The organism is Chromobacterium alkanivorans, assembly GCF_016937655.1.
Taxonomy (GTDB): Bacteria; Pseudomonadota; Gammaproteobacteria; order Burkholderiales; family Chromobacteriaceae; genus Chromobacterium; species Chromobacterium alkanivorans.
This window is the reverse complement of sequence record NZ_JAFHKL010000004.1, coordinates 180,891-204,997: the sequence shown is the minus strand read 5'-3', so window position 1 is coordinate 204,997 and position 24,107 is coordinate 180,891. Positions and strand designations below refer to the sequence as shown.

The following is a 24,107-nucleotide window of genomic DNA, read 5'->3' as shown; positions in this document are numbered from 1 at the left end:
TCAGGCCGCAACGGAGGCGGCGAGTTGCGCCGCCAGTTGCACCGCCTCGAACAGGCTGCCGGGGTGGGCGCTGCCGCTGCCGGCCAGGTCCAGCGCGGTGCCGTGGTCGACCGAGGTGCGGACGATGGGCAGCCCCAGCGTGATATTGACGCCGGCGCCGAAGCTGGCGTGTTTGAGCACCGGCAAGCCCTGGTCGTGATACATCGCCAGCACCGCGTCGCAATGCCGCAGCTTGTCGGGATTGAACAGAGTGTCGGCGGGCAAGGGCCCGACCAGATCCATGCCCTCGCCGCGCAGCCGCTCCAGCAGAGGTTCGATGACTTCGATTTCCTCGCGGCCCAGGTGGCCGCCTTCGCCCGCATGCGGGTTCAGGCCAGCGACCAGCACTCGCGGCGCGGCAATGCCGAACTTGGCGCGCAGGTCCGCGTGCAGGATGCGGACGACTTGTTCCAGGCTGTCCGTGGTGATGGCGTCGGCGACCTCGCGCAGCGGCAGGTGGGTGGTGGCCAGCGCCACGCGCATGCCGCCGCCGGCCAGCATCATCACCACCTTGGGCGTGCGCGTGCGTTCGGCCAGGTATTCGGTGTGGCCGGAGAAGGCGACGCCGCCGTCGTTGATTGCCCCCTTGTGCACCGGCGCGGTCACCATGGCGGCGAACTCGCCGGCCAGACAGCCGTCGATGGCGCGGTCCAGCGTCGCCAGTACATAGCCGGCGTTGGCCGGGTCCAGCCGTCCGGGGACGGCGGGGGCCGCCAGCGGCACATGGCAAACTTCCAGTCCTTCCGCCGGAGCCGGGGCGCCAGGCGCGTAGTCGTGCAGCGAGAGCGCAAGGCCCAGCTGGCGCGCGCGCGCGGCCAACAGGGTCTTGTCGCCGATCAGCACGCAACGGGCGTCGACCCCGGCTTCCGTTAGCCGCAGCGCCAGGTCCGGGCCGACGCCGGCCGGTTCGCCGGTGGTGATGGCCAGCACGGGGGCGCTCATGCTCGCTTCATGCATGTTTACTTCTCGTCCAGCCGTTCTTCGACGAAGGCGGAGTCGCGCAACTGGCGCACCCAGTCGGCGTACGCCTGCTCTATCTTGCGGGAACGGATCTGCTGTTTGATCGCCAGCCGCTCGCGGTCGCCGGACACGTCCTGATTGCGCTTGCCTTCCACCAGGATCAAATGCCAGCCGAAGGGCGTGCGCACCGGCTGCGACAGCTGCCCGATAGGCAGCTGCGTCATTGCGCTTTCAAAATCCGGCACCAGATCGCCCAGGTTGACCCAGCCCAGATCGCCGCCCTTGGCGTTGCTGCCGTCTTCGGAGTAGAGCTTGGCCATGTCGGCGAACTTGGCGCCGCGCTGGATGCGGTCGCGCACCTGCTCGATGCGGGTCTTGGCGTCGTTGGCCGACACCGCCTCGTTGGTGCGGATCAGGATGTGGCGCACATTGTATTGCTCCACCATCATCGGCGCGCCGCTGTCGCGCTTGTTCTGCAATTGGAAGATGAAGAAGCCTTGCTGGGTGCGGATCACATTGGTGTGCTGGCCGGTCTTCAGCTGTTCCAGCATCTGCACGAACTCAACCGGCAGCGATACCGCGCTGCGCCAGCCCATGTCGCCGCCTTTCAGCGCGTTGGGGGCGTCGGAGTAGCTGGCCGACACCTTGGCGAAGGGTTGGCCCGCGTCCAGCTCAGCCAAGGCTTTTTCCGCTTTCTTCGACAGGGCGTCGATCTGCTTGGCGTCGGCGCGTTCGGGGACGTTGATCAGGACGCTGGCCAGGTGGTATTCGGCGCGGTTGCCGCTCTGCGCGCTTTTCAGCACCTGGTCGACTTCGGTCTCGTTGACGTTGACCTTGGCGGCGACTTCGCTGTCGCGCAGGCGCGCGATGGTCAGTTCCTTGCGCACTTCGGCGCGCAGCTTGTCGAAAGCGAGGCCCTCCTTGGCCAGTTGGGCTTTCAGGCCGGCCACGTCCATCTTGTTCTGCTTGGCCAGGTTCGCCACCGCCTGATCCACCGCGGCGTCGTCGATGCGCAGGCCGCCGCTGGCGGCGTACTGCAGCTGAACCTCCTCGGTGATCATCTGTTCCAGCATCTGTTTTTCCAACACGGCGCGTGCCGGCGGCGTCACGTTCTGAGCCTGCAATTGCTTGATCGCCTCGTCGACGCGGGCTTGCAGGTCCAGCCAGGTGATCACGTTCTTGTTGACCACCGCGACGATGCGGTCCACTTCTTTGACCGGGGCGGCGGGAGCGGCGACGGCGCCTTGCAGGGCGCCGGCCAGCAGCAGGGCGAGCAGAGTCTGTTTCATGATCATCGCTTATAAATCGTTAGTCTTGCTATAGCCGGGAATCGCCAGCTTCAGCGTGTTGAGCGGATTGTTGCCGAAGCCGCCAAGGCCCTTGAATTCCAGCTGGAAATAAATGGCGTTCTTGGTGGTGGTCAGATCGCTGACATAGCGTTGGCCGACCAGCCGCGCCGACCAGCAACCGTCGTTGTACTCGAATCCGGCCAGTTGTTCCAGCGGCTTGCGGTCGGCCAGCGAGTAGTTGTAGCGGCCCAAGGCATACCATTTCTTGGCGATCGGCCATTGAGCGCCGATGTCGATCTGGCGCAGCGGACCGTAGAGCGAAGTGTTGTCTTGTTGCTCGTAACGGCCGTAGCGGTAGCGCGCGCTGAGCACCTTGCCGGGCGCCGGGTTGTAGCGCAGCTGGGCATTGTAGCGCTCGGTGGTTTTCAGCGCCTCATTCCATTCGTAGGAGCTGTCCAGTCGCCAGCCCTGGGCCAGATCGCCGCCGGCGCCCAGCAACAGATTGGAGCCGCTGACGGTGCGCTGTTGTGGAATACCAGCCAGAGTGATGTCGTCTTGGTTGAAGTAGTAGCGCTTGCCCACCGTCAGCCGGATTCGTTCCATGCCGTTTTCCTGACTGATCAAGCGACTGGTCAGCGCTGTGGTTAACTGATTGGCGCCGTTGATGCGGTCGGAGCCGGAAAAGCGGTTTTCAGTAAACAGCTGCGCGAAATTGAAATCGTTTTCCGAAGTGTCGAAATTGGGCAGATTGTTTTGGCTGCGGGTCGGAATATTGACGTAGAACAAGCGTGGCTCCAGCGTCAACAGGTGGTCCTGACCCAGGAACTCGGTGTCGCGGTCGAAGTAGAGGCCGGCGTCGGTGCTGAAGATGGGCAGGCTGCGCGACACCGAACGACTCTGCTGGCCGGGCAAGGCGTCCAGATTATATTCGGTCAGATGGAGGCCGATCTTAGGCCGCAGAAAGCCCCAGCTCTTGTCCAGGCTCCAGGTCAGGCTGGGATAGGCGACCAGGCGGTCGCCGGTCTGCAGCGTCGGATGCGAGAAGCGAGTCAACTCGCTTTGCAAATTGGCGCTAAAGCCTTGTGGCAGTTGCTGGTTGGCGGTGAAAGTCAGCTGCGGCAACCGCGCGTAGGGAATGTCGCCTGGCGCGGGGTTTTCCAGCAGGGTCTGATAGCGTTGTGCGCGCAAGGTGGCGTTGGCCGAGCCGCCCTGCCAGCCGAAGCCGTAGCTGAGCCAGGCTTCGCGTACCAGGTTGACGTTGGTGGCGATGCTGAGGCGGTCGCCGAAATCCTTGAAGTAGTTGGGGTCGGAGACGTAGTTGGCGTTGTAGCCGAAGGTCAGGCCCGGCGCCAATGTCTGGCCATGTGTCGCGTACCAAGCGTAGCGGTTCTTGTCGGTGACCTTGTCCTTGGGCAGTTGCTCTGTGTAAACCGAGCCGGAGTAGTTGGGCTGCAGATAGCGGAACTCCGCGCCCAGCATGGGGCCGTGCTTGTCGTTGAAGTGCGGAGTGATGGTCGCGTCGTAGTTGGGCGCGATATTCCAGTAATAGGGTAGCGCGACCTCGGTGCCGTTGCTGCCGGTCTTGAAAGTGGGCGGCAGGAAGCCGCTCTTGCGGTTGCCGTTGAGCGGGAAATCCATCCACGGCGTGTACAGAATGGGCACGCCGTAGAAGTTCAGCCTGGCGTTGCGGGCGGTGCCGACGCCGTTGACGTAGTCGAGGTCCAGCAGCGAGGAATTCAGATACCAAGAGTCGTCGCCGGGCTCGCAGCTGTTGATGCGGCTGTTGTAGACCCGATACTGGTTTTGGCCGCGGAAGTCCACCTGCTGGCCGTCGCCGCGCATCGGCACCGTGCTCATCGGGCGGGCGCTTGCCGGCGCGCCCTTGGCGGCCGGCGCCGGTTTGCCCATCGCGAACACCGGGTCCATGCCGGTGCCGCTGTAGTTGGCGACGTTGTAATCCAGCGTGGTGCCGGTGACCACGTCGACGCCGCGCGTCATCTTGAAACGGTCGCCGGCCTTGATCCTGTCCTTGTTCTGGTAATAGTCCAGCCAGTCGGACTCCAGCTTCTGGTCGTCGCGGGTGACCACCACGTTGCCGCGGGCTTTAAGCTCCACGTTCATCTCGCCGTCCATATCGTCGGCGGTGACGTGGGTCTGGCCTTCGGCCTTGGGCGGGGTGGGCAGGGCGATCGGGGCGTCTTCATCGGCCAGCGCCAACGCCGGCTGCAAGGAAAACGCGGCCGCCAGCGCCAGGGCCAGCGGATTGGGTTTGATTCTGGGCATGCACAAAGCCATATCTAAGGGGCGGCGGGGCAGTATAAAATCAGCCAATTCTATCAGCACCAAGACGAAGCGACATGCATAGACAGGAACTCATTAAAAAATGGCTGGCGGATTTGTACCCGGGACAGGACATCGGGCTCGAATTCGCGGCCGCGGATGCCGACTTCCGGCGCTACTTCCGTGCGACCTGGCCGGACGGCGCGAGTTGCATCGTGATGGACGCGCCGCCGGAAAAAATGAGCACCGACGCCTATGTGCAAGTGCGCGACGTTTTCGCCATGGTCAATGTTCCCAAGCTGCTGGCGCGCGATCGCGAGCAGGGCTTGCTGTTGTTGGAGGACCTGGGCCGGGTGACCTATCTGGCAGCCTTGGAGCACGATGCGCGCGAACCGGTGCAGCGTCATTTGCTGCTGGAGGCGCTGGACACCCTGGTGGAGATCCAGTCCGCCAGCCGGCCGGGAGTGTTGCCGGAATACGACGAAGCGCTGCTGACGCGCGAGCTTGCGCTGTTTCCTGAATGGTTCTGCGCCAAGGAGCTGGGGCAGACGCTGACTTTCGCCCAGCGCCAGCTGTGGGACGCCGGGGTCAAGGCCTTGTTGCCGGTGTTGCAGGCCCAGTCCAAGGTGTTCGTGCACAGGGACTTCATCGTGCGCAACCTGATGCTGACGCCGGGCAAGCCCGGGGTGCTGGATTTCCAGGACGCGGTGTACGGCCCGATCAGCTACGACATCGTCAGCCTGCTGCGCGACGCCTTCATCGAGTGGGACGAGCCCTTCGTGCTCGACATCGCGATCCGCTATTGGGAAAAGGCGCGCGCCGCCGGCCTGCCGGTGCCGGCCGAGTTCGACGTCTTCTATCGCGACTTCGAATGGATGGGGGTGCAGCGTCACCTGAAAGTGGCCGGCATCTTCGCGCGCCTGTTCCACCGCGACGGCAAGGACAAATACCGCGCCGAAATACCGCGTTTCATCAAATACCTGAAACGGACCACCCGCCGTTACCAGGAGCTGGCGCCGTTCTATCAACTGCTGTTGCAGCTGGTGGGCAAGGATCAGACCGACGAAGAACTGCAGTCGACCTATCCGTTATTGAGCTACAAGGGGTGAGCATGCCGATAGCCATGATTCTGGCGGCCGGCCGCGGCGAGCGGATGCGGCCGCTGACCGACCATGCGCCCAAGCCTCTGCTGACGGTGGGCGGCAAGCCCTTGATCGTCTGGCAGATCGAGCGCCTGGTGGCGGCCGGCTTCGCCGACATCGTGATCAACCACGCCTGGCTCGGCGCGCAGATCGAACAGACGCTGGGCGACGGCGGCCGCTTCGGCGCGCGCATCGCTTACTCCGCCGAGGGCGAAGCCTTGGAAACCGCCGGCGGCATCGCCAAGGCCTTGCCCATGTTGCGAGCGGGGAGAGAGCGCGCCTTTCTGTGCGTGGCGGCGGACATTTACACCGATTACGACTACGCAGGTCTGCTGCCGCGTTTGGACGCGCTGGAGCGCAGCGAGGAGCCGGCCATGCACTTGGTGATGACGGACAACCCGGCCTTCCATGCCGGCGGCGATTTCGCGCTGGAGCCGGACGGCTGTCTGCGCGCGGACGGCGCGCGCATGCTGACCTTCTCCAGCATCGGTCTCTACGATACCCGGATGTTCGCCGGTCTCTCCGCTGGCCGTTTCGCGCCGATGCGTCCGTTCTACGATGCGGCGATCGCGGCGGAGCGAGCCAGCGGCGAGTACTTCAGCGGCGTCTGGCACAATGTGGGCACGCCGCAGCAATTGCAGCAGTTGGACGCGCAGCTGCGCGCCGGCCTGGTCTGAGGCGATGTCGGCTCCGTCTCTTCCGGGCGCGCGTCGGATTCTCGGCATCGATCCCGGCAGCCGCATCACCGGCTTCGGGGTGATAGACCTATTGGGCCAGCAGCGCCATTACGTGGCCTCCGGCTGCATCCGCACGCCTCCGGGCGCGCCTTTGAGCGAGCGCATACGCGTGATCGTCGACGGCCTGTTCGGCGTGATCGATACCTACCGGCCGCAGGCGGCGGCGATCGAGCAGGTGTTCGTCAACGTCAATCCGGCGGCCACGCTGATGTTGGGCCAGGCGCGCGGCGCCTGCATTTCCGCGCTGGTGTTGCGGGATCTGCCGGTGGCGGAATACACCGCGCTGCAGGTCAAGCAGTCCGTCGCCGGTCACGGCAAGGCCGCCAAGGAGCAGGTGCAGCACATGGTGGTGCGGATGCTGAACCTGTCCGGCACGCCGCAGGCCGATGCCGCCGACGCGCTGGCGGTGGCCCTGGCGCACGCCAATCTCAGCGCCGGCGCTCTGGGCCAGTTGGCGCAAAGCGGCCTGAAAATCCGCGGCGGCCGGCTGGTGTAGCCGGCGCGCCTGTTATCGCTTTATAGAAAGAACCTGAACATGATCGGACGCCTGAGCGGCAATCTTCTGGAAAAGCTGCCGCCGCAAGTGGTGCTGGACGTCAACGGCGTCGGCTATGAACTCGATGTGCCGATGACCACGTTTTACCAACTGCCGGCGCTGGGCCAGAAAGTCACTTTGTTTACCCAGCTGGTGGTGCGGGAGGACGCTCATCTGCTGTTCGGCTTCGCCTCCAAGGAGGACCGCCAGACCTTCCGGCAATTGGTCAAGGTGACCGGCATCGGCGCCAAGATCGCCCTGGCCATTCTTTCCGGCATGACCACCGACGATCTGGCGGTGGCGGTGGCCAGCGAGGACATCAAGCGCTTGTCCGCGGTGCCGGGCATAGGCAAGAAGACCGCCGAGCGGCTGGTGCTGGAATTGCGCGGCAAACTGGCCACCGGCAGCAATCTGACCGCGCCGGGAGGCCTGGCCTTCGCCGCCACGCCGGATGAGAAGGGCGACATCGTCAACGCCTTGCTGGCCTTGGGTTACAACGAGAAGGAGGCCGCGGCCGCCACCAAGGGGCTGCCGGCCGACGTGACGGTGAGCGAGGGCGTGCGTCTCGCCTTGAAGAGCTTGATGAAGTTCTGAAAACGCTAGCTGGCTCTTAGAACGTGTTTACGATCTCGCGAGCAAGAGCGAGACAAGGCGAAAATGGCTGAGAAAGCGGAATGTACAAATGGTACATGAGCATTTTGAAGACGGTTTCAACGCCGTATCGCCGATGCGTAGCAGATCGTAAACAGGTTCTTAAAGCCGGCGGCGCTTTGCCTATAGTGGGGAGTGCCGTGCGCTGGGCATGGCGATGAATCCGGCATGGCCGGGAGGCGTACCCACCGTGAAAACAGGACTGGCGCGAGCATGTCTGTTGCTGGCGGCCTGCTGGGCCGGCGGCGTCCACAGCGGCGTGTCGTGTCCGCCGCGGCCTATCCGTTTCGCTTTTTACGAAATCGGCCAGTTCTACAGCGCCGGCCGCGGACTGGATCGGGACGTGGCGGAGGAGTTGCGCCGGCGCAGCGGCTGCGAGTTCGAGTTCGTGGTGATGCCGCGGGCCCGCATCTGGCAGGAGCTGGAGGCCGGCTCGCTGGATATGACCGGCTCCGCGATCGAGACCCCGGAACGCAGCAAAATCTATTGGTTTCTCAACTACATCCAATTGCGCCAGTACGCGGTTTTGTCTATCGATGTGCCCGACTCCATCCGCTCGATGGAGGCTTTCATCCGGGACGCGCCGTCCAGCCGCTGGGCGATTGTGCGCAGCTATAGCACCAGCCGTTATTTCGATCCTCTGGTGGTGCAATTGGGCGTGCAGCGTCGTTTGGTGGAAGTGGCGGAGGAGGACGTCCTGTTCCGCATGCTGGATCAGCGCCGCGTCGCGGGCATTTTCTCCACGCCCATGGTGTATCGGCAGAAAATCAGACAGCATGGTTTGGACGACAAGGTGAGAGTGGCCGACTGGGAGAAGGACGACGCGCCCAGTCCGCGCAGCCTGGTGCTGACCAAGCGGACATTCCCGGAAGCCGAAGCCAGGGCATGGCGCCTGTTGGTGGACGGCATGAACCGCGACGGCACCATGTTGCGTCTGATCAACCGCTATATGAGCAGGGAAGAGGCCGCCGCCGCGGTGTGGGCCGGCGGGAAACGCTAGTCGGGCCGCGGATAAAAAAAGCCGCCCATCAGGGCGGCGAATGGAGGCGGGCACACTTCCGTGTGTTCCTTGGGACGACTCCGGGTAAAGCGTGGGTCGGCGCGGCGGTTCAGGGCAAGCGAGCCAGGCGGACTGCGCGCCGACGAATCAAAGCGGTATTAGCCGGCGGCCTTGAGGCTGACGTTGGTGCGCACCGAGGTCACGCCCGGCACGCGGGAGGCTTCTTCGGCTACGCGGCGCAGCGCTTCTTCGCTGGGCGCAGTGCCGCTCAGGGTGACTTCGCCGGCCTTCACGCTGGTCTGGATATTGGCGCCAACCTGGGCTGCGGCTTTGGTCACGGCTTCCTGCACGGCCTGGTTCAGACCGGCGGCGGCGCTCGGCGCGGCTTCGGCGATCAGGGCTTCAGCGGCGCTGGCGTCGCCTTTGGCGGCGGTGGCGCGTTGAGCCTGTTCGGCCGGAGCGCTGGCGTCGCCTTTGGCGGCGGTGGCGCGTTGAGCCTGTTCGGCCGGAGCGCTGGCGTCGCCCTTGGCGGCGGTGGCGCGTTGAGCCTGTTCGGCCGGAGCGCTGGCGTCGCCTTTGGCGGCGGTGGCGCGTTGAGCCTGTTCGGCCGGTGCACTGGCGTCAGCCTTGGCGGCGGTGGCGCGTTGAGCTTGTTCGGCCGGAGCGCTGGCGTCGCCTTTGGCGGCGGTGGCGCGTTGAGCTTGTTCGGCCGGTGCGCTGGCGTCAGCCTTGGCGGAGGTGGCGCGTTGAGCTTCGCCGGCCGGAGCGCTGGCGTCTTGGGCGGCCCAGCTGGCGCTGGTCAGCAGGGAAGTCATCAGAGCAATGGCAAGAGTGGATTTCTTCATGGGGTTAGCCTTTTCGAGAGAGTGAGTCACATCGCTTGCGCTTGAATCTGTTGCGCTTCGATCATTTGCGCTTACCCTATGGCAAAAGGCGTGCCAGCTTTGTTTTGTTTTTATTTTTCAATGGCTTGTGTTTTTTAAGACTGAAATGGCCGGTCGGGGCGAGGGGGTTTTGTCGCCGCTGGGCGACAGTCTGGCGGGAGAGATGGGCAGGGCTTTGATTTTTTAGGGTTTTCGCCTGTCGCCGATCGGCGACAGGCTATGGGGCACGCGGCGGCGCTCATTCCAGTTTGAAGGCGGCCGGCGTCAACTCGTGTTTTTGCAGCAGGCGGTAAAATTCGGTGCGGTTGCGGTCCGCCAGCCGCGCGGCATCGCTGACATTGCCGCCGGTCAAGCGCAGCAAGCGTTCCAGGTAATCGCGTTCGAATTGCCGCTTGGCCTCCGCCAACGTCGGAATCGCGCTTTCCTCGCTGGCGACGGCTTTCTGTATCTGCGCCAAGGTCACCAGCGAGCCGGTGCTCAGCACGCAACATTGTTCCACCACATTGGCCAATTGCCGGATATTGCCCGGCCAGGGTGCCGCGCTCAGGTATTCCAGCGCGTCGGCGGCGAAACCGCTGACGGCTTTCTGGTAGCGGGTGGCGATTTTGTCCAGGAAGTGAGCGGCCAGCAGCGGGATGTCTTCGCGGCGCTCGGCCAGCGGCGGCAGGCGCAACGACACCACGTTCAGGCGGTAGAACAAGTCTTCGCGGAAGCTGCCTTCCTGGATCAAGGTCTCCAGTTCGCGGTGGGTGGCGGAAATCAGGCGGATGTCCACCGGGTTGGCGCGCGTCGCGCCGACCGGACGCACTTCGCGCTCTTGCAGCACGCGCAGCAGTTTGACCTGCAGCGGCGGCGGCATGTCGCCGATCTCGTCCAGAAACAGGGTGCCGCCGTCAGCCTGTTGAATCAGACCGGTCTGGCGCGCGTTGGCGCCGGTGAACGAGCCCTTTTCATGACCGAACAGCTCGCTTTCCAGCAGATTGTCCGGAATCGCCCCGCAGTTGACCGCGATGAAGGGTTGGCCCGCGCGCGGGCTGGCCAGGTGGATGGCTTTGGCCAGCACCTCCTTGCCGGTTCCGCTTTCGCCGCGCAGCAGCACGCTGGCGCCGGTGGCGGCGACCATGCGGGCCTCGGCCAGCAACTCCTCCATCGCCGGGCTGCGGCTGACCAGGCCGGAGCGCCAGCCAGTGGCGGCCTGGTCGGCCGGCCGGCCCGGCCCCGCCAGCGACAAGCCCTGGGCGACCTTGTCCAAGAGGGCCTTGCCGTCGAAAGGCTTGACCAGATAGCCGAACACGCCGCGGCTGACCGCTTCCACGGCATCCGGCACGGTGCCGTGGGCGGTCAGCAGAATCACCGGCATCGCGGGATAGCGCTGGCGGACTTGTTCAAACAGCTCCAAACCGTCCATGCCCGGCAGGCGCCAGTCCGTCAGCAACAAGTCGGCGCGGCGCGCCGCCAAGGCGTTCAGCGCCGCTTCGGCGCTGTCCAGCGCTTCGACCTCGTAGCCGGCGGCGCCGAGGCGAAGGCCGAGCAAGCGCAGCAGGTCGGGATCGTCGTCCACCAGTACGATGCGGGCGATGGCGCTCATGGTTGGCTCCCCTTGGTTTTGCTGGGCTTCAGCTGGAGTTCGCGTTCGACTTCGCGCAAGGCGTTGAGCTTGCCGCTCAGGTCATCGTAGCGTTTTTGCAGATCTCGGTTTTGCGCCTGTTGCCGCTCCAGCGCTTCCGCCAGCTTGCGTCGCTCCTGCAGCTGTTGAAGCTGCAGCCGCGCCAGGCCTTGGCTGGCCGGATCCAGAGCGTCGGTCTTGGCGAGCAGGCTTTCCAGTTGTGCCTGTAGTTTTTGCGCATCGGCGCGGCTCTCCGCAGCCTGAGTCTGCTGGAGCAGGGCCAGCAAGCGGCTGCCGCCGCAGCTTTCCCGGCCGGCCAGGGCCAGCGTTTGGAGCTCTCGCGTCTGGTTCAGCAACAGCAGGATCTGGTTGGCGTCCGGGCAGAGGATGATGGGCGCGGCCGGCGCGGCGACGGGTGGACGCTGATGGGCGCAAGCGCTTAAGGCCAGCAGACCGCAAATCCAGAGCAGCCGCCGCGCGTTGTGAATAAAAAGGCGAGGTGTCTTCATGTCTTGTTCTCCGGTTCCGGCCATTGCAGGCGGAAGCAGGTGCCGGTCTGAGGCTGGGGCTCCAGCGTCAGCTCGCCGCGCATCAATTGGGCGAAGCCGCGCGCCATCGCCAGCCCCAGGCCGGTGCCGGGCAGTTCGCCCGGCGGCGGCGAGCCGCTCCAGAACGGTTCGAAAATCTTTTCCCGACAGGCTTCCGGCACGCCGGGGCCTTGGTCGCTGATTTCCAGCCAGACGCCGCCGGCGTCGCGGCCATGGCGGATGCTCAAGGCGCTGCCGGCGGGGCTGTGGCGGATGGCGTTGATCAACAGGTTGTCCAGTATGGTTTCCACTTTGGAGCGGTCGCCGCTGACTCGTTCCGCGTCGCCCTGGACTTCGGCGGTCAGGCGCTTGGCCTGCAACAGCGGGCGGCTGGTCTGCAGCCGATCCGCAATCAGCGCTGGAAGATCGAAGGTTTCCACGGTCAGGGTTTCGGACAGCCATTGGCCGGCATCATAGCGCAATAAGGCTTCCACGCGCTGGCGCAGGGTCTGCGCGTTGTTTTGCAGGATGGCGACGATTTCCTGCTGCTGGGCGGACAGCTGTCCTATCACCTCTTCGCGCAGCAGCGCGGCGGCTTCGTGGATGGCGGCCAGCGGGGTTTTCAGCTCATGGGAGGCCTGGCGGAAGAAGCGGCCCTTCTGTTCTTCCAGCGCCGCCAGCCGGCGGTCCAGCTGGGCCAGTTCGCGCGCCAGGCGTTGAAGGTCGGCGGGGCCTGACTGGCGCCAGTCCTGCAAGCGCGCGCCGTCGCTCATCCGCGCGATCTTGGCTTGCAGCTTGCGCAGCGGCCAGCTGATCAACAAGGTCATCGCCAGCGCCAGCGCCAGCGCGGAAGCCAGCGACAGCCAGGCCAACCTGTCGGCGGTGCGGCGCATTTCGGTGATGGAGTCCTGCCATTGGCGCTGGCTTTGTTCCAGTTGGCGGTTGATCAACTGGCCTTGCGCCGTCAGGTGCAGGTCCAGTTGGCGGAACAAGCGGTCGCGTTGCGCGCCGGAGCGCGCCGGCAAGGCCTGAAGCTGCGGCTGGATCGCCAGGATGGCCCGGGCGCTGAGCGCCAGCTCGTCGCCGTCGCCTCGCTGCAGCTTGCGTTGCGCCAGTTCGATTTCCTGCCAGGCGCCGGCGGCGGTGTTGGCCAGCGCGCGGTCTTTCAGGATTTGGGCCTGGCGGGTGGCGCGTTCGAACTGAATGGATTGTTCGCGCGACACGCGGTTGGCGTCCAGCCATTCCTTGGCTTGTTCCTGATGCGAGCGCAGCGTGGAGGCGGCGTGTCCCAACTCGTTGCGCAGCTGGATCAGCACGGCGGAGGGCACGACGGCGACGATCAGAAAGCTGGCCAGCAACAGGCTGCGGAAAGAAACGAAACGAAGCATGATGGGGTCGGCGTCGACGCCGCGGGCGCATGCCCGCGGCTTAAGGGCAAAGATCAAGCAGACAGCGGAGCGGCGGCTAAGTTCTGGCGGGAAATCCATTCAGCCAGCTCGGCCACGCTCAGAACGGGCAGCGCGTGCGTTTGAGCGTAGTCCGCGATTTGCGCGCCGCGCATCATGCTGCCGTCCGGGTTCATCAGCTCGCAGAGCACGCCGGCGGGCTGGAAGCCGGCCAAGCGCGCCAGTTCCACCGCGGCCTCGGTATGGCCTCGGCGGCTGAGCACGCCGCCTGCGGCGGCCACCAGCGGGAAGACATGGCCGGGGCTGACCACGTCGTCGGCCCGGGCCTGCGGATGGACGGCGGCCTGGATGGTGCGCACCCGGTCGGCGGCGGACACGCCGGTGGATACGCCCTGCGCGGCTTCGATGCTGACGGTGAAGGCGGTGCCGTAGCGGCTGCCGTTGCGTTGCGTCATCGGCGGCAATTGCAGCCGGGCGGCGTGCTCGGCGGTCAGGCACAGGCAGACGATGCCGCTGCAATCGCGGATCAGGCGCGCCATTTCGGCTTTGTTCAGCGCGTCGGCGGCCAGGATCAGGTCGGCTTCGTTCTCGCGGTCGTGATCGTCGGGAACGATGACCGGCAGGCCGCGGCGCAAGGCGTTCAGCGCCGCTTCGACGCGTTGGGACAGGGTGTCGGGGGGTGTGGCGATACTCATGGAAACGGTCCTCGGATAGTTTGAGAAACAGGTTCCAGGGCGTGAAAAGGGCAGGCGCGAACCCACCCGCGCGCCAAGCGCGCAGCGAACACGCCGCGACCGCGCGTAGCGCGGCGGACGGCGATGTCGTCTTCTCTCATCCGGACTATTACCGTCGGCTCTGGCCTGTCACCAGATCTGCTGACCTTCCGCCGAGAGGCGAAAGCGCTCGCGGGCTCGGCCCAAGGGCCATACCGCCGGTGGGGAATTGCACCCCGCCCTGAAGACGTTGCGTTGGCCCGCGATGATGGCCGGACCAGCGGCGATTATAGCGCGGTGGTAAGATTGGGCATTCGTTTTTTTGGCCGGCGGCTGACACCATGATTGAAACCGACAACCTGTACGGCGGGGCGGCCGAGCCGCGCATCGTCACCCAGCAAAGCCTGTCCAGCCAGGAAGAGGCGCTGGAGCGCGCCTTGCGGCCCAAGCAGCTGGACGAGTACGTCGGCCAGAAGAAGGCGCGCGAACAGCTGGAAATCTTCATCGAGGCGGCCAAGCGGCGCAGCGAAGCGCTGGACCATGTGCTGCTGTTCGGCCCGCCCGGCCTGGGCAAGACCACCTTGGCGCATATCGTCGCCCGTGAAATGGGCGTCAATTTGCGGCAAACCTCGGGACCGGTGCTGGAACGCGCCGGGGACCTGGCCGCGCTGCTGACCAATCTGGAGCCGCACGATGTGTTGTTCATCGACGAGATCCATCGGCTGAGTCCGGTAGTGGAGGAGATCCTCTATCCGGCGCTGGAGGATTACCAGATCGACATCATGATAGGCGAGGGGCCGGCGGCGCGTTCGGTCAAGATCGATCTGCCGCCGTTCACCCTGGTGGGCGCGACCACCCGCGCCGGCATGCTGACCAATCCGCTGCGCGACCGCTTCGGCATCGTCGCGCGGCTGGAGTTCTACAACACGGAAGAGCTGACCCGCATCGTCAGCCGTTCCGCCGGTTTGTTGAACGTCAAGCTGGCCGACGACGGCGCGTTCGAAGTGGCGCGCCGCAGCCGCGGCACGCCGCGCATCGCCAACCGGCTGCTGCGGCGGGTGCGGGATTACGCCGAAGTCCGGGCCGACGGCGTGGTCAGCGCACAGGTGGCGGACGCCGCGCTGGCGATGCTGGACGTGGACCCGGCCGGTCTGGACGTGATGGACCGCAAGCTGCTGCAGGCGATTCTGGAGAAGTTTTCCGGCGGGCCGGTGGGGCTGGACAATGTCGCGGCCGCCATCGGCGAATCCACCGACACCATAGAGGACGTGATCGAGCCCTTTCTGATCCAGCAGGGCTATCTGCAGCGCACCCCGCGCGGCCGGATGGCGACGGCGCTGGCCTATCAGCATTTCGGGCTGCCGTTGAAAGATTGACGCGGCTTCGCCGGCGCTGTCGCTTGCGCGCAGCAGCATGGCCATCCGCTGATCGCCTGCGCCGGCGCGCAGGCGTACAATTCCTGCTTTCACGCATTCCGCTGCGGCGGGGGATGATTATGTTTTACGCTTTGTTCGGCCTGACTCTGGCGGTGGCGATCGCCACCTCGATATTCACCGCGCGCTTTTTCGATCCGGCGGTCAACAAGATTCTGGCGCGGGTTCTGGGGCGGGATTTGACCGACGCCTGGCGCAAGTACATTTTCTTCGCCATCGTGGTCACCGGCGTTTCCGGCGGGGTGCGGCAGTGGTCGCTGGAGAAATACCTGCCGCCGGCCGCGGGCAAGGGCAGCACCATGATGGAGCTGACCGGCGAGCGCTGGCTGCTGGAGTTGTTCAACACCTTCATCGACACGCTGCGTTCCATCGCCTGGGTGATGTTGCTGTTCTTCCTGTGCGCGATGCTGGCCTATGTGATCATCAAGGCGATTGAGATGCGCAAGGGCGAGCAGCCGCCCGAAGAATGAAAAAAATCCCGGGCCTTGACCGGGATTTTTCGTTGAAACAGGGGCGGCTCAGCGGCCGATCTTGATCTGCGACCACAAACGGTTCAAATCGCGGCGGGACTTCACGTCCAGATCTTTCAGCGCCACGTATTTGCCCTTGGCCGGCTCCAGCATGATCACCGGGTTGGCCTTGATTTGCGGCTTGAAGAAGGCTTCTGCCGCTTTGACCGGGTTGGTGGCGCCGATCTGGTTGGATATCTCGGCGGCGTTCTTGCCGTCCAGCATGAAATTGATGAAGCGGTGCGCCAGGTCCGGCCGCGGCGCGTCCTTCAAGATCACCATATTGTCCACCGCCAGGATATTGCCTTCCTTCTGCGGCTGGTAGGCCAGCTTGAACGGGCGCTTGGCGTGTTGCGCGTCCTGCTGCGCCTGGAACAGGTCGTTGGAGTAGCCGTGGGCCACCCAGATATTGCCTACGGTCAGTTCCTTGATATAGCTCTGGTTGTTGAAGGCGGCCCAGTAGGGCTTGGCCTTGCGGATCACCTCGGCCGCGGCTTTCCAGTCCGCGGGGTTGGTGGAGTTGGCGTCCTTGCCCAGGTAGAGCAGGGCGGCGGACATCAGTTCGCGTTGCGAATCCAGCACGGTGACCCGGCCCTTGATCTTGGCCAGCACCGCCGGATCGAAGATCAAGCCCCAGCTGTTGGCCTGCGGCAGCACGCCGGCTTTCCGCAACTGGGTCTCGTTGTAGCCGAGCAAGGTCAGCGACACCACGGTGGGTGCGGCCACCTTGTTGCCGGCGTCGAACGGCGCGTTCAGGCTCAGGTATCCGGTGTTGAGGTTTTTCCAGTTGGGCAGCAAGGCCTTGTCCAGCGGCTGGGTCTTGCCCTGCTTGATCAGCGTGCTGACGGCGAAGGCGGTGGGAAACACCATGTCGTAGCCTTTGGCGCCGGCGGCCAGCTTGGCCAGCATCTCCTCGTTGTCCCCGTAATAGTCCTGCACCAGCCTGCATTTGCACGATTGCTCGAAACGCTTGGCGGTGTCTGCGGACAAGGCGTTGTTCCAGTTGTAGATATGGAGTACGTCCTCGGCCATTGCCGAGCCCCAAGTCAGAGCCAGAAGCGCCGAAAGGGCCAGCTTTTTCATACGCGTGAATCCTTCAGTTCAAAGAATGGGATGGGAATAGCGGAGCGCAAGCGCCGCGGCGCCTGCGCCGCTGTCACAGCGCGACCATATTGTCGCGATGGATCAGTTCCGGTTCGATCATATAGCCGAGCGCGGCCTCGATCTCCCGGGTGGGTTTTTGCATGATGGTGCGCGCCTCGCTGGAGCTGTAGTTGACCAGGCCGCGCGCCACTTCCTTGCCTTCCTGATCGACGCAGGCCACCGCCTCGCCGCGCAGAAAATCGCCTTCCACCGCGCAAACGCCGATAGGCAGCAAGCTGGTGCCGCGTTCCCGCACCGCCAGCGCGGCGCCGGCGTCCAGCACCAGGCGGCCGGACAGTTTCAGATGGTCCGCCAGCCATTGCTTGCGCGCCGCCATGCGGCTGGTGGGCGGCAGCAACTGGGTGCCTATGCCCTCGCCGTCCGCCAAGCGCGACAGCACCTGATGCTCGCGGCCGCAGGCGATCACGGTGGCCGCGCCGCTGCGCGCCGCGCGCTTGGCGGCCAGGATCTTGGTGATCATGCCGCCGGTGCCGACGCTGGAGCCGGCGCCGCCGGCCATCTCTTCCAGCCGGGGCTCGCCGGCGACGGCTTCGTGAATGAAGTCCGCGTCCGGGTGTTTGCGCGGGTCCGCGCTGTACAGGCCTTGTTGGTCGGTGAGAATGATCAGCGCGTCGGCTTCGATCAGATTGGTCACCAGCGCGCCCAGGGTGTCGTTGTCGCCGAAGCGGATTTCGTCGGTGACCACAGTGTCGTTCTCGTTGATGATGGGCACCGCGTTCAGGTTCAATAGACTGGTCAGCGTGGAGCGGGCGTTCAGGTAGCGGGTGCGGTCGGCCAGGTCTTCATGCGTCAGCAGGATTTGCGCGGTCTGCAGGCCAAAGCCGCGGAAGGCGGTTTCATACGCTTGACACAGGCCCATCTGGCCAACCGCGGCGGCGGCCTGCAACTCGTGCACGCCCTTGGGGCGCACGGTCCAGCCTAGTCGTTGGCAGCCTTCGGCGATCGCGCCGCTGGAAACCAGCACCACCTGCTTGCCGCGCCGCTTCAATTCGGCGATCTCCGCGGCCCAGCGATTGAGCGCCGCAATGTCCAGGCCCTTGCCGTCATTGGTGACGAGACTGGAGCCGACCTTGACCACAATCCGGTCGGCGGCGTGAATAACCGAGCGCATCCAAAACTCCATGAGTCAAAAACGATAGATGCGGGGGAGTTTACCCGAAAAAGCGGGGGCCGGACCGTCTCCAGCGGGGTGGATATTCGCGGACCGCAGCAGGAAGCGGCCGCCGCGTCGGTAGTCTGTTGATTACACGGGCTTTGACGCGGCGCGCGGCGTTTGGCCGGCCGCGCGGCCAGATAAAATATTGATCTGGATCAGAAATGCTCGCTGTCGCGATATTCCATGATCTGGAACAGCGGAGTCTGCGAATGCAAGCGCGATACCCGGATCAGGCTTTCCCCTTCGCCGTCGTGCAGGCGGAATTCGCGCAGCTGGCTGTACGGACGTCCCGTCATCAACAGCAGTCTGGGCATTCCCGCTGGGGTGGCCAGCAGCAAGGCGAACTGAAAGCTGTCGCCGGGGTGGGTGATGCTGGGCATGATCAGCGCGGGCCTAGGCGGCCCGCCGATAAACTCCACGCCGCATTCGATTTCCCGACCGTCCGCGCGCAGCGCGACCCAGCGGGCGATGCCCAGCTTGGCATTTTCCGGTTGGCTTGGCGGAGTGATCAGCAACAACTCTCCGGCGCGCAGCGACTGATCGCGCGGCTGGCCGTGCAGCAGCAAGCCGTTGTCGCTCTGATTGGAAATGGCCAGCAGGCAGGGCGGAGGCGGCGGCCGGTGGCGAGGCGCGTCCTCTTCGGTGGCGATGCCCGGCAGTCGCCAGTTCAAATCGTTGCGATGGAACCAGATGCCCGGCAGCGCCGCGACGATTTCGATGATAGTTTGAGTCTTGAGCCGAGGATGGCGGCGGCGTTTGGGCTGATGCCACTCCTCCACCAGCAAGGACAGCAGCTGCAATTCGTCGATCATCAGGCCTTGTTGGCGGTTGTTCTGCGCTTTTTGCAGCGCCTCGTGGCTTTTCTCCAGAATATCGCGCAGCGGTTCCAGATCCAGCAGAAAGCAGCCGGGTCCCAATTTGCTTGCGGAAATCGGCAGAAAGCGGGGCGGGGAGTCTATTTGCTGGTCAACCAGATACCCATGCACCGGCTGAGTCAAGGCCTCTACCGGAATCAGCCGGGCCTTGGCGGCCAGATCGAAGATCAACTGCCGCGACAAGGCTTGCTCGGTGGGCGCAAGACGGTTGCTGGGCGTCAGCCCCATCAGCAGGATTTGCAGATAGATGGTCTGGATGGAGTCGTCGTTGGCCAGCCCTTTGTCCTGCCAGCCGCGGCTGCTGGCGAAGACATGCAGCTGATGGCAGTCGTACCAGAAATCCGGCGTGATCGGGCTATAGCATTGCTGGCTGATGCTCAGCAACTGGCGCGCCGCCATCATGGTGTAGGCCATCAGCTCGATCTTCGGGTGTTCGCGATCCAGCAGGCTGCGCTTGGCCAGACGGTCGTGCAAGGTTTGCTTGAAGGTGATGAAAATCAGCGCAAACAATTCGACGCTCAGCAAGGCTAGTTGGCGCACCTTTGGCGTGCCTAGGCTGTCGTGCTGGCGAATCTCGTTTTCCAGCAGCGGATAATAGCGATCCACCGCCTTTAGATACAGCTTCAGCAGCTTATGGCGCAAATGGCTGTCCAGCGGAACCCGGGACAGGTTTTGCAGGGACTGGCTCAATAAGCGCCCGCATTCGGGCAGGTCGGTGAAGGGCAGCCGCTCCAGCCAGGCCGCCACGCTATCCGGTTGAGTATCTATCAGCAGAGGATCCATAGTTTGTTCTGGCAGGATGAGCAGCGGCATGCAAGGCGATTCACAATGTAAATCTTGCCATTTCCATGCTATGAGCACTCGCCCCGCCATGGCAAGGCGGATTACGGCAAAGCGATGCTTTGCCCGTCGGCAGTGTTGGGCGCGCGCGCCAGTTCTTCCAGCGTGGCTTCCGCGGCGGCGATCAGAAAGGCCATTTCCTCGTCGGTGATCGTGTAGGGCGGCATGAAATACACCGTGTTGCCGATCGGGCGCAGCAGGCAACCGCGGCGCAGCATCGCGGCGAAGCAGGCCTGGGCGAAGTCGGCTCGGGTGGTGTCGACCTCGAAGGCCCAGATCATGCCGCGGTGACGGAAGTCCCTGATGTCCGGGCGCGCTTGCAGGCCGGCCATCATCGCGTTGAAGCGCTGCGCCTTGGCGGCGTTGACGGCAAGGACGTCCTCCTCCTCGAAGATGTCCAATACCGCCAGCGCCGCGGCGCATGCCAGCGCATTGCCGGTATAGCTGTGCGAATGCAAGAAGCCCCGGGTGACGTCGTCGTGGTAGAAAGCCTGGTAAATCGGGTTGCTGGTCAACACGCAGGAGAGCGGCAGGAAACCGCCGGTAATGCCTTTGGACAGGCAGAGGAAGTCCGGCGTGATGCCGGCCTGCTGGTAGGCGAACAGGCTGCCGGTCCGGCCAAAGCCGACGGCGATTTCATCGGCGATCAAGTGCACCTGATGGTGGTCGCACAGCCGGCGCAACTCGCTCAGATAGAGCGTATCGTACATCGCCATCCCAGCCGCGCCTTGAACCAAAGGCTCCACAATGACGGCGGCCACTTCTCCCGCGTGTTTGGCCAGCAGGTTTTCCAGCGCCTGGATCGCTTTGCGCGCGGCATCGGCCGCGCTTTCACCGGGCAGCGCGCGGCGGGCGTCCGGAGACGGCGCGCGCAGGCCCGGCTTCAGCAAGCCGGCGTAGGTGTTGGAGAACAAGGGAACGTCGGTGACGGCCAAGGCGCCCACGGTTTCGCCGTGATAACTATTTTCCAGGCTGATGAAACGCGTCTTGTCCGCTAGCCCCTGATTGCGCCAGTAGTGAAAGCTCATCTTGAGCGCAATTTCTGTGGCGCTGGCGCCGTCGGACCCATAAAACACGTGGGCCAGGCCGCTGAGCTTGCATAGGCGTTCGGATAGCTCCACCACCGGCTGGTGCGTAAAGCCCGCCAACATCACGTGTTCCAGTTGGTCCAGCTGATTCTTGATCGCCTGCTTGATGCGAGGGTGGCCATGGCCAAACAGATTGACCCACCAGGAGCTGACCCCATCCAGATAACGCTTGCCGTCGAAGTCGCTGAGCCAGACGCCGTCTGCGCTGGCAATGGGTACGATGGGCAAAGCCTCATGACGTTTCATCTGGGTGCAGGGGTGCCAGACGGTATTGAAGCTGCGCTGCAGCCAGTCTTGGTTATCACTCATATCTGTTCTATGTATTCAGACTAAGAGTTCGATGCTATCACAGGGAGAGCGAGGCAGCGGACTGACCAAAAACGTCACATTTCTACCCGTTGCGCTGTTTATGACTTGAGGATTGGCAGGAATGGGTGTGAAGAAGGGGGTGGCATACTTTCTGCATAAGTTGCTCTCTATAAAACTAAGCTCTGGAGCCGAGAGATGAGGAAGGCGGCTGGTTTTACCTTGATTGAACTAATGATTGTTGTCGCCATTATCGGAATTTTGGCGGCGATTGCGATTCCTGCTTATCAGAACTATGTGGTTCGCGCCAAGGTGGCGGAAGGTCTGACCTATGCGGATCAGGCCAAAACCTCGGTGTCAGAATACTATCTGGCTGGCAATACTTGGCCAAGCACTAATGCTAGTGCAGGTTTGCCTGATACTTTGGCAGGAAACTATGTCAGTAATGTACAGGTTGGAGTTAGTAGTGGAGTCAGTACTGTGACCGTATTGTTTAATAGCAGTGTGGTTTCTGGTTTGACTGTGGTCTTTACCCCTGTAGCTAGTGGTGGTACTGTTGCGTGGTCGTGCTCTACCGATGCGGCTTATGCTCAATATGTGCCTTCGTCTTGCCATTAAATGGAGCTTGCAATGCAAAAATCTCAACAAGGTTTTACTCTTATCGAACTGATGATAGTGGTGGCTATTATTGGTATTCTCGCCGCGATTGCTATTCCCGCTTATCAGGACTATACCAAACGTGCTAGAGTGTCAGAGGGGCTAAGCTTGGCTTCGGCAGCCAAAACTGCAGTGGCAGAGTACTATGCTTCAAATGGCTCATTTCCAACAAGCAATGCTTCTGCCGGACTGCAAACCAGTATTTCTGGTAACTCGGTGACAGATCTTTCTGTTGGCACGAGTGGGGTTCTCACCGTAACTTACAGTACTACGCTTGTGGACTCTACCAATAACAAATTGACTTTGACGCCATCGGCGTCTGGTGGTGCCATCATTTGGATTTGCGCTGCAGCATCTTCAAATGGCGTTAAATCTCAATGGTTGCCTGCAAACTGCCGTTCGGGCAACTGATGTTTAATTTAAATTGAAATGGGGTGCCGAAAGGCACCCTTTTTATTATGAGTCAAAATATAAAAATATTCGTCTATTTTTTGATTTCTTTGTCAGTTTCAGCTCCATTTTTAAGTTGGCTTCGTTATGCGCCACTTCCAGATTGGTTTTCAGATGCTTCTGCACTCGCACTTCTTGGTGCTGCTATGTGTGGTTTGTGTTTATTGAGTATTGATAAGGTATCTGTGTCATGGCTTGAGCTAGTTTTGCTCGTTCTTGCTTTTTCTGCTTTGCACTCTAGTTTCTATGGTTACCTAGCGCTACTATTTATTGGGTTGGCTCTGTTTTCTATTTTGCTTAGAAATTGCCTTGACTCATCTGATATCGATGATTTGGTATTCGTTTTTGCATGTGTGGTTACTGTTTTTTCGTTGTTGCAATCTTTGATGGGGCTGTTGCAGGCATTTAAATTGGCTTACCTTTTTCACGGATTTATTGTATATGATCCAAATTCCAATGTGGTGGTAGGGAATGTGGCTCAGCGCAATCAGTATGCTAATTTTCTATTTTGGGGCGTGCTTTCGATTTGTTATTTGTATGCGGTTGAAAAGCTTAGGGTAGGGTTTGCTTTGCTGTGTTTGCTTCCGATTTTGCTTGCGCAGTCTTGGTCTGGAGCTCGTTTGCCTTTAGTCTATGCATTATTGACTGTTGTGTTAGTTTGGTATTGGTTTAGGAAAGGAGGAAGAGAGAAAGAGCTGGGCCGGTTAGCGGTAGCTGTATCGGTTTCAGTGTTGTTGATTGCGGTATTTCAATTTTGGAGTCGTGATATTGTTGTTTTTTTAAATTATCTTGGATTGCCGATTGATGTGGTGAGCGGGGCGGAACGCATATCAGATGGAGGTCTTGCTGTCAAAAGACGTATTGAATGGACCAAGGCATGGTTAATTTTTTCTCAGTACCCTTGGTTTGGGCTTGGTTGGGGTGGATTTGCCGCGGAGGCCACAAAGATGGAACTGACTGCGGGCTTGCCAAAATTTTCAGAAAGCTGGTTATTTACTCATAGTCATAATTTATTTTTTCAAATTTTGGCAGAATCTGGACTGGTTGGTGCATTACCTGTTGCACTCGGTATTGTTTTTTGCATTGCATTATTTTTGTGGCGCGCGAAAAGGAAGGCGGAATATTTTTGGTTGTTCGGTGTATTTATGGTGTTGTTGACTCATAGTATGTTTGAGTATCCATTGTGGTATATGCCATTTTTGATTATGTTTGTATCAATCTGTGCGCTAATAGACAATGGTGGAGGGAGGGTGTTTTTGTTTCGGCCTGTGTTCCTTAAGGTATTCTCTTGTGTTTTTGGACTTGGATTTATTTTGTATTTTGTTGTTGGTTTGTTTTCATTTTTTGTGATTGTTAGGAATAATTTTCCAGTTATAGATGTAAAAGAAAATGTATCACGCTTGCAACAATTGTCTTCGGCAGGCAAAAATCCTTTTTTCGCAAGAGAGGTTGATCTCGTAATTGGCAATTATATGTTGCCGAGTCGTGAACAACTGGACTTGAAGTTGGCTCATTTTAATTCGCTGGCCAGCTATCGTCCCTACCCTAATGTATTGATAAAACTAAGTGTTTTTCAATCACTCAGCGGACGGGAAAGTGAAGGCTTACAGTCGCTCAAGATTGCGATTGCCAGTTATCCTGATCATGTCAAAGAGTTTTCTGAAATGCTGGCAAGAGTTCCTGAACCTCATGTTGCCCCTTTGAGGGAGGTTGCCCTGACTGCGGCCCAAGCCTATGCCAAGTACCCTGCGTATAGCCAAGCGGCGCAACAGGCCGCAGTGATGACCGTGGCCGCGCCTGTGACGCGAAAAACACTGTTTTGACCGCCAGAGTGCGGTTTGTTTGAGCGCGCGCTTGCGG

22 protein-coding genes and 1 riboswitch are annotated in these 24,107 nt (G+C 61.9%); of the genes, 10 read left to right on the top strand and 12 right to left on the bottom strand.

What is annotated here, in order from left to right:
• Genes pdxA through JW897_RS09005 form a run of 3 tightly spaced genes read right to left on the bottom strand, consistent with a single transcriptional unit; the run spans position 1 to position 4,571 of the window.
• On the bottom strand, positions 1 to 981 hold the full coding sequence (gene pdxA, locus JW897_RS09015; RefSeq protein WP_205465856.1) for a 4-hydroxythreonine-4-phosphate dehydrogenase PdxA: 981 nt from the start codon (positions 979 to 981) through the stop codon (positions 1 to 3).
• Positions 982 to 998: 17 nt separating this feature from the next.
• Positions 999 to 2,288, bottom strand: coding sequence for a peptidylprolyl isomerase (locus tag JW897_RS09010; protein ID WP_205465855.1), 1,290 nt, complete (start codon positions 2,286 to 2,288; stop codon positions 999 to 1,001).
• A 9-nt stretch (positions 2,289 to 2,297) separates the two neighbouring features.
• Entirely contained in the window at positions 2,298 to 4,571 is a 2,274-nt protein-coding gene (locus JW897_RS09005) for an LPS-assembly protein LptD (RefSeq protein ID WP_048413671.1), read from the bottom strand.
• Positions 4,572 to 4,645: 74 nt separating this feature from the next.
• Here JW897_RS09005 and amgK point away from each other — a divergent pair, with 74 nt between their 5' ends.
• The 5 genes from amgK (at position 4,646) to JW897_RS08980 (ending at position 8,633) form a co-directional block, all read left to right on the top strand.
• The gene (amgK, locus tag JW897_RS09000; RefSeq protein ID WP_205465854.1) at positions 4,646 to 5,677 is read left to right on the top strand and encodes an N-acetylmuramate/N-acetylglucosamine kinase AmgK; all 1,032 of its coding nucleotides are present in this window, start codon (positions 4,646 to 4,648) and stop codon (positions 5,675 to 5,677) included.
• A gap of 2 nt (positions 5,678 to 5,679) precedes the next feature.
• Positions 5,680 to 6,387 carry an N-acetylmuramate alpha-1-phosphate uridylyltransferase MurU gene (gene murU / locus JW897_RS08995; RefSeq protein ID WP_205465853.1) on the top strand — a complete coding sequence of 236 codons (708 nt, stop codon included), beginning with the start codon at positions 5,680 to 5,682 and terminating at the stop codon, positions 6,385 to 6,387.
• Between the two features lie 4 nt (positions 6,388 to 6,391).
• The gene (gene ruvC / locus JW897_RS08990) at positions 6,392 to 6,943 is read left to right on the top strand and encodes a crossover junction endodeoxyribonuclease RuvC (RefSeq protein WP_205465852.1); all 552 of its coding nucleotides are present in this window, start codon (positions 6,392 to 6,394) and stop codon (positions 6,941 to 6,943) included.
• Positions 6,944 to 6,982: 39 nt separating this feature from the next.
• Positions 6,983 to 7,576: a Holliday junction branch migration protein RuvA gene (gene ruvA / locus JW897_RS08985; RefSeq protein ID WP_048413490.1), complete on the top strand. Its 594-nt coding sequence runs from the start codon at positions 6,983 to 6,985 to the stop codon at positions 7,574 to 7,576.
• Positions 7,577 to 7,823: 247 nt separating this feature from the next.
• Complete coding sequence (locus JW897_RS08980; RefSeq protein ID WP_205465851.1) at positions 7,824 to 8,633, top strand: transporter substrate-binding domain-containing protein; 810 nt, start codon at positions 7,824 to 7,826, stop codon at positions 8,631 to 8,633.
• Between the two features lie 158 nt (positions 8,634 to 8,791).
• Here the strand turns inward: JW897_RS08980 and JW897_RS08975 are convergent, their stop codons facing one another.
• The 5 genes from JW897_RS08975 to ribB form a co-directional block, all read right to left on the bottom strand.
• Positions 8,792 to 9,478, bottom strand: a complete 687-nt coding sequence (locus JW897_RS08975; RefSeq protein ID WP_205465850.1) for a BON domain-containing protein — start codon at positions 9,476 to 9,478, stop codon at positions 8,792 to 8,794.
• Between the two features lie 277 nt (positions 9,479 to 9,755).
• Entirely contained in the window at positions 9,756 to 11,105 is a 1,350-nt protein-coding gene (locus tag JW897_RS08970; protein ID WP_205465849.1) for a sigma 54-interacting transcriptional regulator, read from the bottom strand.
• Positions 11,102 to 11,632, bottom strand: coding sequence for a hypothetical protein (locus JW897_RS08965; protein ID WP_205465848.1), 531 nt, complete (start codon positions 11,630 to 11,632; stop codon positions 11,102 to 11,104). The genes JW897_RS08970 and JW897_RS08965 overlap by 4 nt, the downstream gene beginning before the upstream one ends.
• On the bottom strand, positions 11,629 to 13,038 hold the full coding sequence (locus JW897_RS08960) for an ATP-binding protein (protein ID WP_205465847.1): 1,410 nt from the start codon (positions 13,036 to 13,038) through the stop codon (positions 11,629 to 11,631). The genes JW897_RS08965 and JW897_RS08960 overlap by 4 nt, the downstream gene beginning before the upstream one ends.
• Before the next feature lie 53 nt (positions 13,039 to 13,091).
• Complete coding sequence (ribB, locus tag JW897_RS08955; protein ID WP_240352134.1) at positions 13,092 to 13,751, bottom strand: 3,4-dihydroxy-2-butanone-4-phosphate synthase; 660 nt, start codon at positions 13,749 to 13,751, stop codon at positions 13,092 to 13,094.
• A gap of 124 nt (positions 13,752 to 13,875) precedes the next feature.
• Positions 13,876 to 14,022: riboswitch (FMN riboswitch) on the bottom strand.
• Between the two features lie 88 nt (positions 14,023 to 14,110).
• On the opposite strand from ribB, the gene ruvB reads away from it, so the two are divergent.
• Together ruvB and JW897_RS08945 are read left to right on the top strand one after the other, a co-directional pair.
• Positions 14,111 to 15,145 (top strand): Holliday junction branch migration DNA helicase RuvB, encoded by a 1,035-nt coding sequence (gene ruvB, locus JW897_RS08950; protein ID WP_205465846.1) that lies wholly within the window; start codon positions 14,111 to 14,113, stop codon positions 15,143 to 15,145.
• 119 nt (positions 15,146 to 15,264) lie between these two features.
• Positions 15,265 to 15,672, top strand: coding sequence for a hypothetical protein (locus JW897_RS08945; RefSeq protein ID WP_019100519.1), 408 nt, complete (start codon positions 15,265 to 15,267; stop codon positions 15,670 to 15,672).
• A gap of 48 nt (positions 15,673 to 15,720) precedes the next feature.
• On the opposite strand, the gene JW897_RS08940 is transcribed toward JW897_RS08945, so the two are convergent.
• The 4 genes from JW897_RS08940 to JW897_RS08925 all read right to left on the bottom strand — a co-directional run bounded on the left by JW897_RS08940 (position 15,721) and on the right by JW897_RS08925 (position 21,143).
• Positions 15,721 to 16,794 carry an ABC transporter substrate-binding protein gene (locus tag JW897_RS08940; RefSeq protein ID WP_048413484.1) on the bottom strand — a complete coding sequence of 358 codons (1,074 nt, stop codon included), beginning with the start codon at positions 16,792 to 16,794 and terminating at the stop codon, positions 15,721 to 15,723.
• Between the two features lie 73 nt (positions 16,795 to 16,867).
• Entirely contained in the window at positions 16,868 to 17,986 is a 1,119-nt protein-coding gene (gene proB / locus JW897_RS08935) for a glutamate 5-kinase (RefSeq protein WP_205465845.1), read from the bottom strand.
• Between the two features lie 200 nt (positions 17,987 to 18,186).
• On the bottom strand, positions 18,187 to 19,689 hold the full coding sequence (locus tag JW897_RS08930; RefSeq protein ID WP_205465844.1) for a hypothetical protein: 1,503 nt from the start codon (positions 19,687 to 19,689) through the stop codon (positions 18,187 to 18,189).
• A 101-nt stretch (positions 19,690 to 19,790) separates the two neighbouring features.
• Positions 19,791 to 21,143: an adenosylmethionine--8-amino-7-oxononanoate transaminase gene (locus JW897_RS08925; protein WP_205465843.1), complete on the bottom strand. Its 1,353-nt coding sequence runs from the start codon at positions 21,141 to 21,143 to the stop codon at positions 19,791 to 19,793.
• A gap of 195 nt (positions 21,144 to 21,338) precedes the next feature.
• Here JW897_RS08925 and JW897_RS08920 point away from each other — a divergent pair, with 195 nt between their 5' ends.
• The 3 genes from JW897_RS08920 to JW897_RS08910 are packed head-to-tail and all read left to right on the top strand — an operon-like array spanning position 21,339 to position 24,070.
• Positions 21,339 to 21,758 carry a pilin gene (locus tag JW897_RS08920; protein ID WP_082158821.1) on the top strand — a complete coding sequence of 140 codons (420 nt, stop codon included), beginning with the start codon at positions 21,339 to 21,341 and terminating at the stop codon, positions 21,756 to 21,758.
• Positions 21,759 to 21,770: 12 nt separating this feature from the next.
• A complete protein-coding gene (locus JW897_RS08915) occupies positions 21,771 to 22,208 on the top strand; it encodes a pilin (RefSeq protein WP_082158819.1) in 438 nt (145 codons plus the stop codon).
• Between the two features lie 23 nt (positions 22,209 to 22,231).
• Entirely contained in the window at positions 22,232 to 24,070 is a 1,839-nt protein-coding gene (locus tag JW897_RS08910; protein ID WP_205465842.1) for a Wzy polymerase domain-containing protein, read from the top strand.
• Positions 24,071 to 24,107: the final 37 nt, after the last annotated feature.

Bases quoted from the DNA above. Each gene is read 5' to 3' on its own strand.
- JW897_RS08965 (WP_205465848.1), bottom strand. From the start codon at position 11,632: ATGAAGACACCTCGCCTTTTTATTCACAACGCGCGGCGGCTGCTCTGG.
- ruvC (WP_205465852.1), top strand. From the start codon at position 6,392: ATGTCGGCTCCGTCTCTTCCGGGCGCGCGTCGGATTCTCGGCATCGAT.
- JW897_RS08975 (WP_205465850.1), bottom strand. From the start codon at position 9,478: ATGAAGAAATCCACTCTTGCCATTGCTCTGATGACTTCCCTGCTGACC.
- murU (WP_205465853.1), top strand. From the start codon at position 5,680: ATGCCGATAGCCATGATTCTGGCGGCCGGCCGCGGCGAGCGGATGCGG.
- ruvB (WP_205465846.1), top strand. From the start codon at position 14,111: ATGATTGAAACCGACAACCTGTACGGCGGGGCGGCCGAGCCGCGCATC.
- ruvA (WP_048413490.1), top strand. From the start codon at position 6,983: ATGATCGGACGCCTGAGCGGCAATCTTCTGGAAAAGCTGCCGCCGCAA.
- JW897_RS08930 (WP_205465844.1), bottom strand. From the start codon at position 19,689: ATGGATCCTCTGCTGATAGATACTCAACCGGATAGCGTGGCGGCCTGG.
- pdxA (WP_205465856.1), bottom strand. From the start codon at position 981: ATGAGCGCCCCCGTGCTGGCCATCACCACCGGCGAACCGGCCGGCGTC.
- JW897_RS09005 (WP_048413671.1), bottom strand. From the start codon at position 4,571: ATGCCCAGAATCAAACCCAATCCGCTGGCCCTGGCGCTGGCGGCCGCG.
- JW897_RS08925 (WP_205465843.1), bottom strand. From the start codon at position 21,143: ATGAGTGATAACCAAGACTGGCTGCAGCGCAGCTTCAATACCGTCTGG.
- JW897_RS08945 (WP_019100519.1), top strand. From the start codon at position 15,265: ATGTTTTACGCTTTGTTCGGCCTGACTCTGGCGGTGGCGATCGCCACC.
- JW897_RS08960 (WP_205465847.1), bottom strand. From the start codon at position 13,038: ATGCTTCGTTTCGTTTCTTTCCGCAGCCTGTTGCTGGCCAGCTTTCTG.
- JW897_RS08970 (WP_205465849.1), bottom strand. From the start codon at position 11,105: ATGAGCGCCATCGCCCGCATCGTACTGGTGGACGACGATCCCGACCTG.
- JW897_RS09010 (WP_205465855.1), bottom strand. From the start codon at position 2,288: ATGAAACAGACTCTGCTCGCCCTGCTGCTGGCCGGCGCCCTGCAAGGC.
- ribB (WP_240352134.1), bottom strand. From the start codon at position 13,751: ATGAGTATCGCCACACCCCCCGACACCCTGTCCCAACGCGTCGAAGCG.
- proB (WP_205465845.1), bottom strand. From the start codon at position 17,986: ATGCGCTCGGTTATTCACGCCGCCGACCGGATTGTGGTCAAGGTCGGC.
- amgK (WP_205465854.1), top strand. From the start codon at position 4,646: ATGCATAGACAGGAACTCATTAAAAAATGGCTGGCGGATTTGTACCCG.
- JW897_RS08915 (WP_082158819.1), top strand. From the start codon at position 21,771: ATGCAAAAATCTCAACAAGGTTTTACTCTTATCGAACTGATGATAGTG.
- JW897_RS08940 (WP_048413484.1), bottom strand. From the start codon at position 16,794: ATGAAAAAGCTGGCCCTTTCGGCGCTTCTGGCTCTGACTTGGGGCTCG.
- JW897_RS08920 (WP_082158821.1), top strand. From the start codon at position 21,339: ATGAGGAAGGCGGCTGGTTTTACCTTGATTGAACTAATGATTGTTGTC.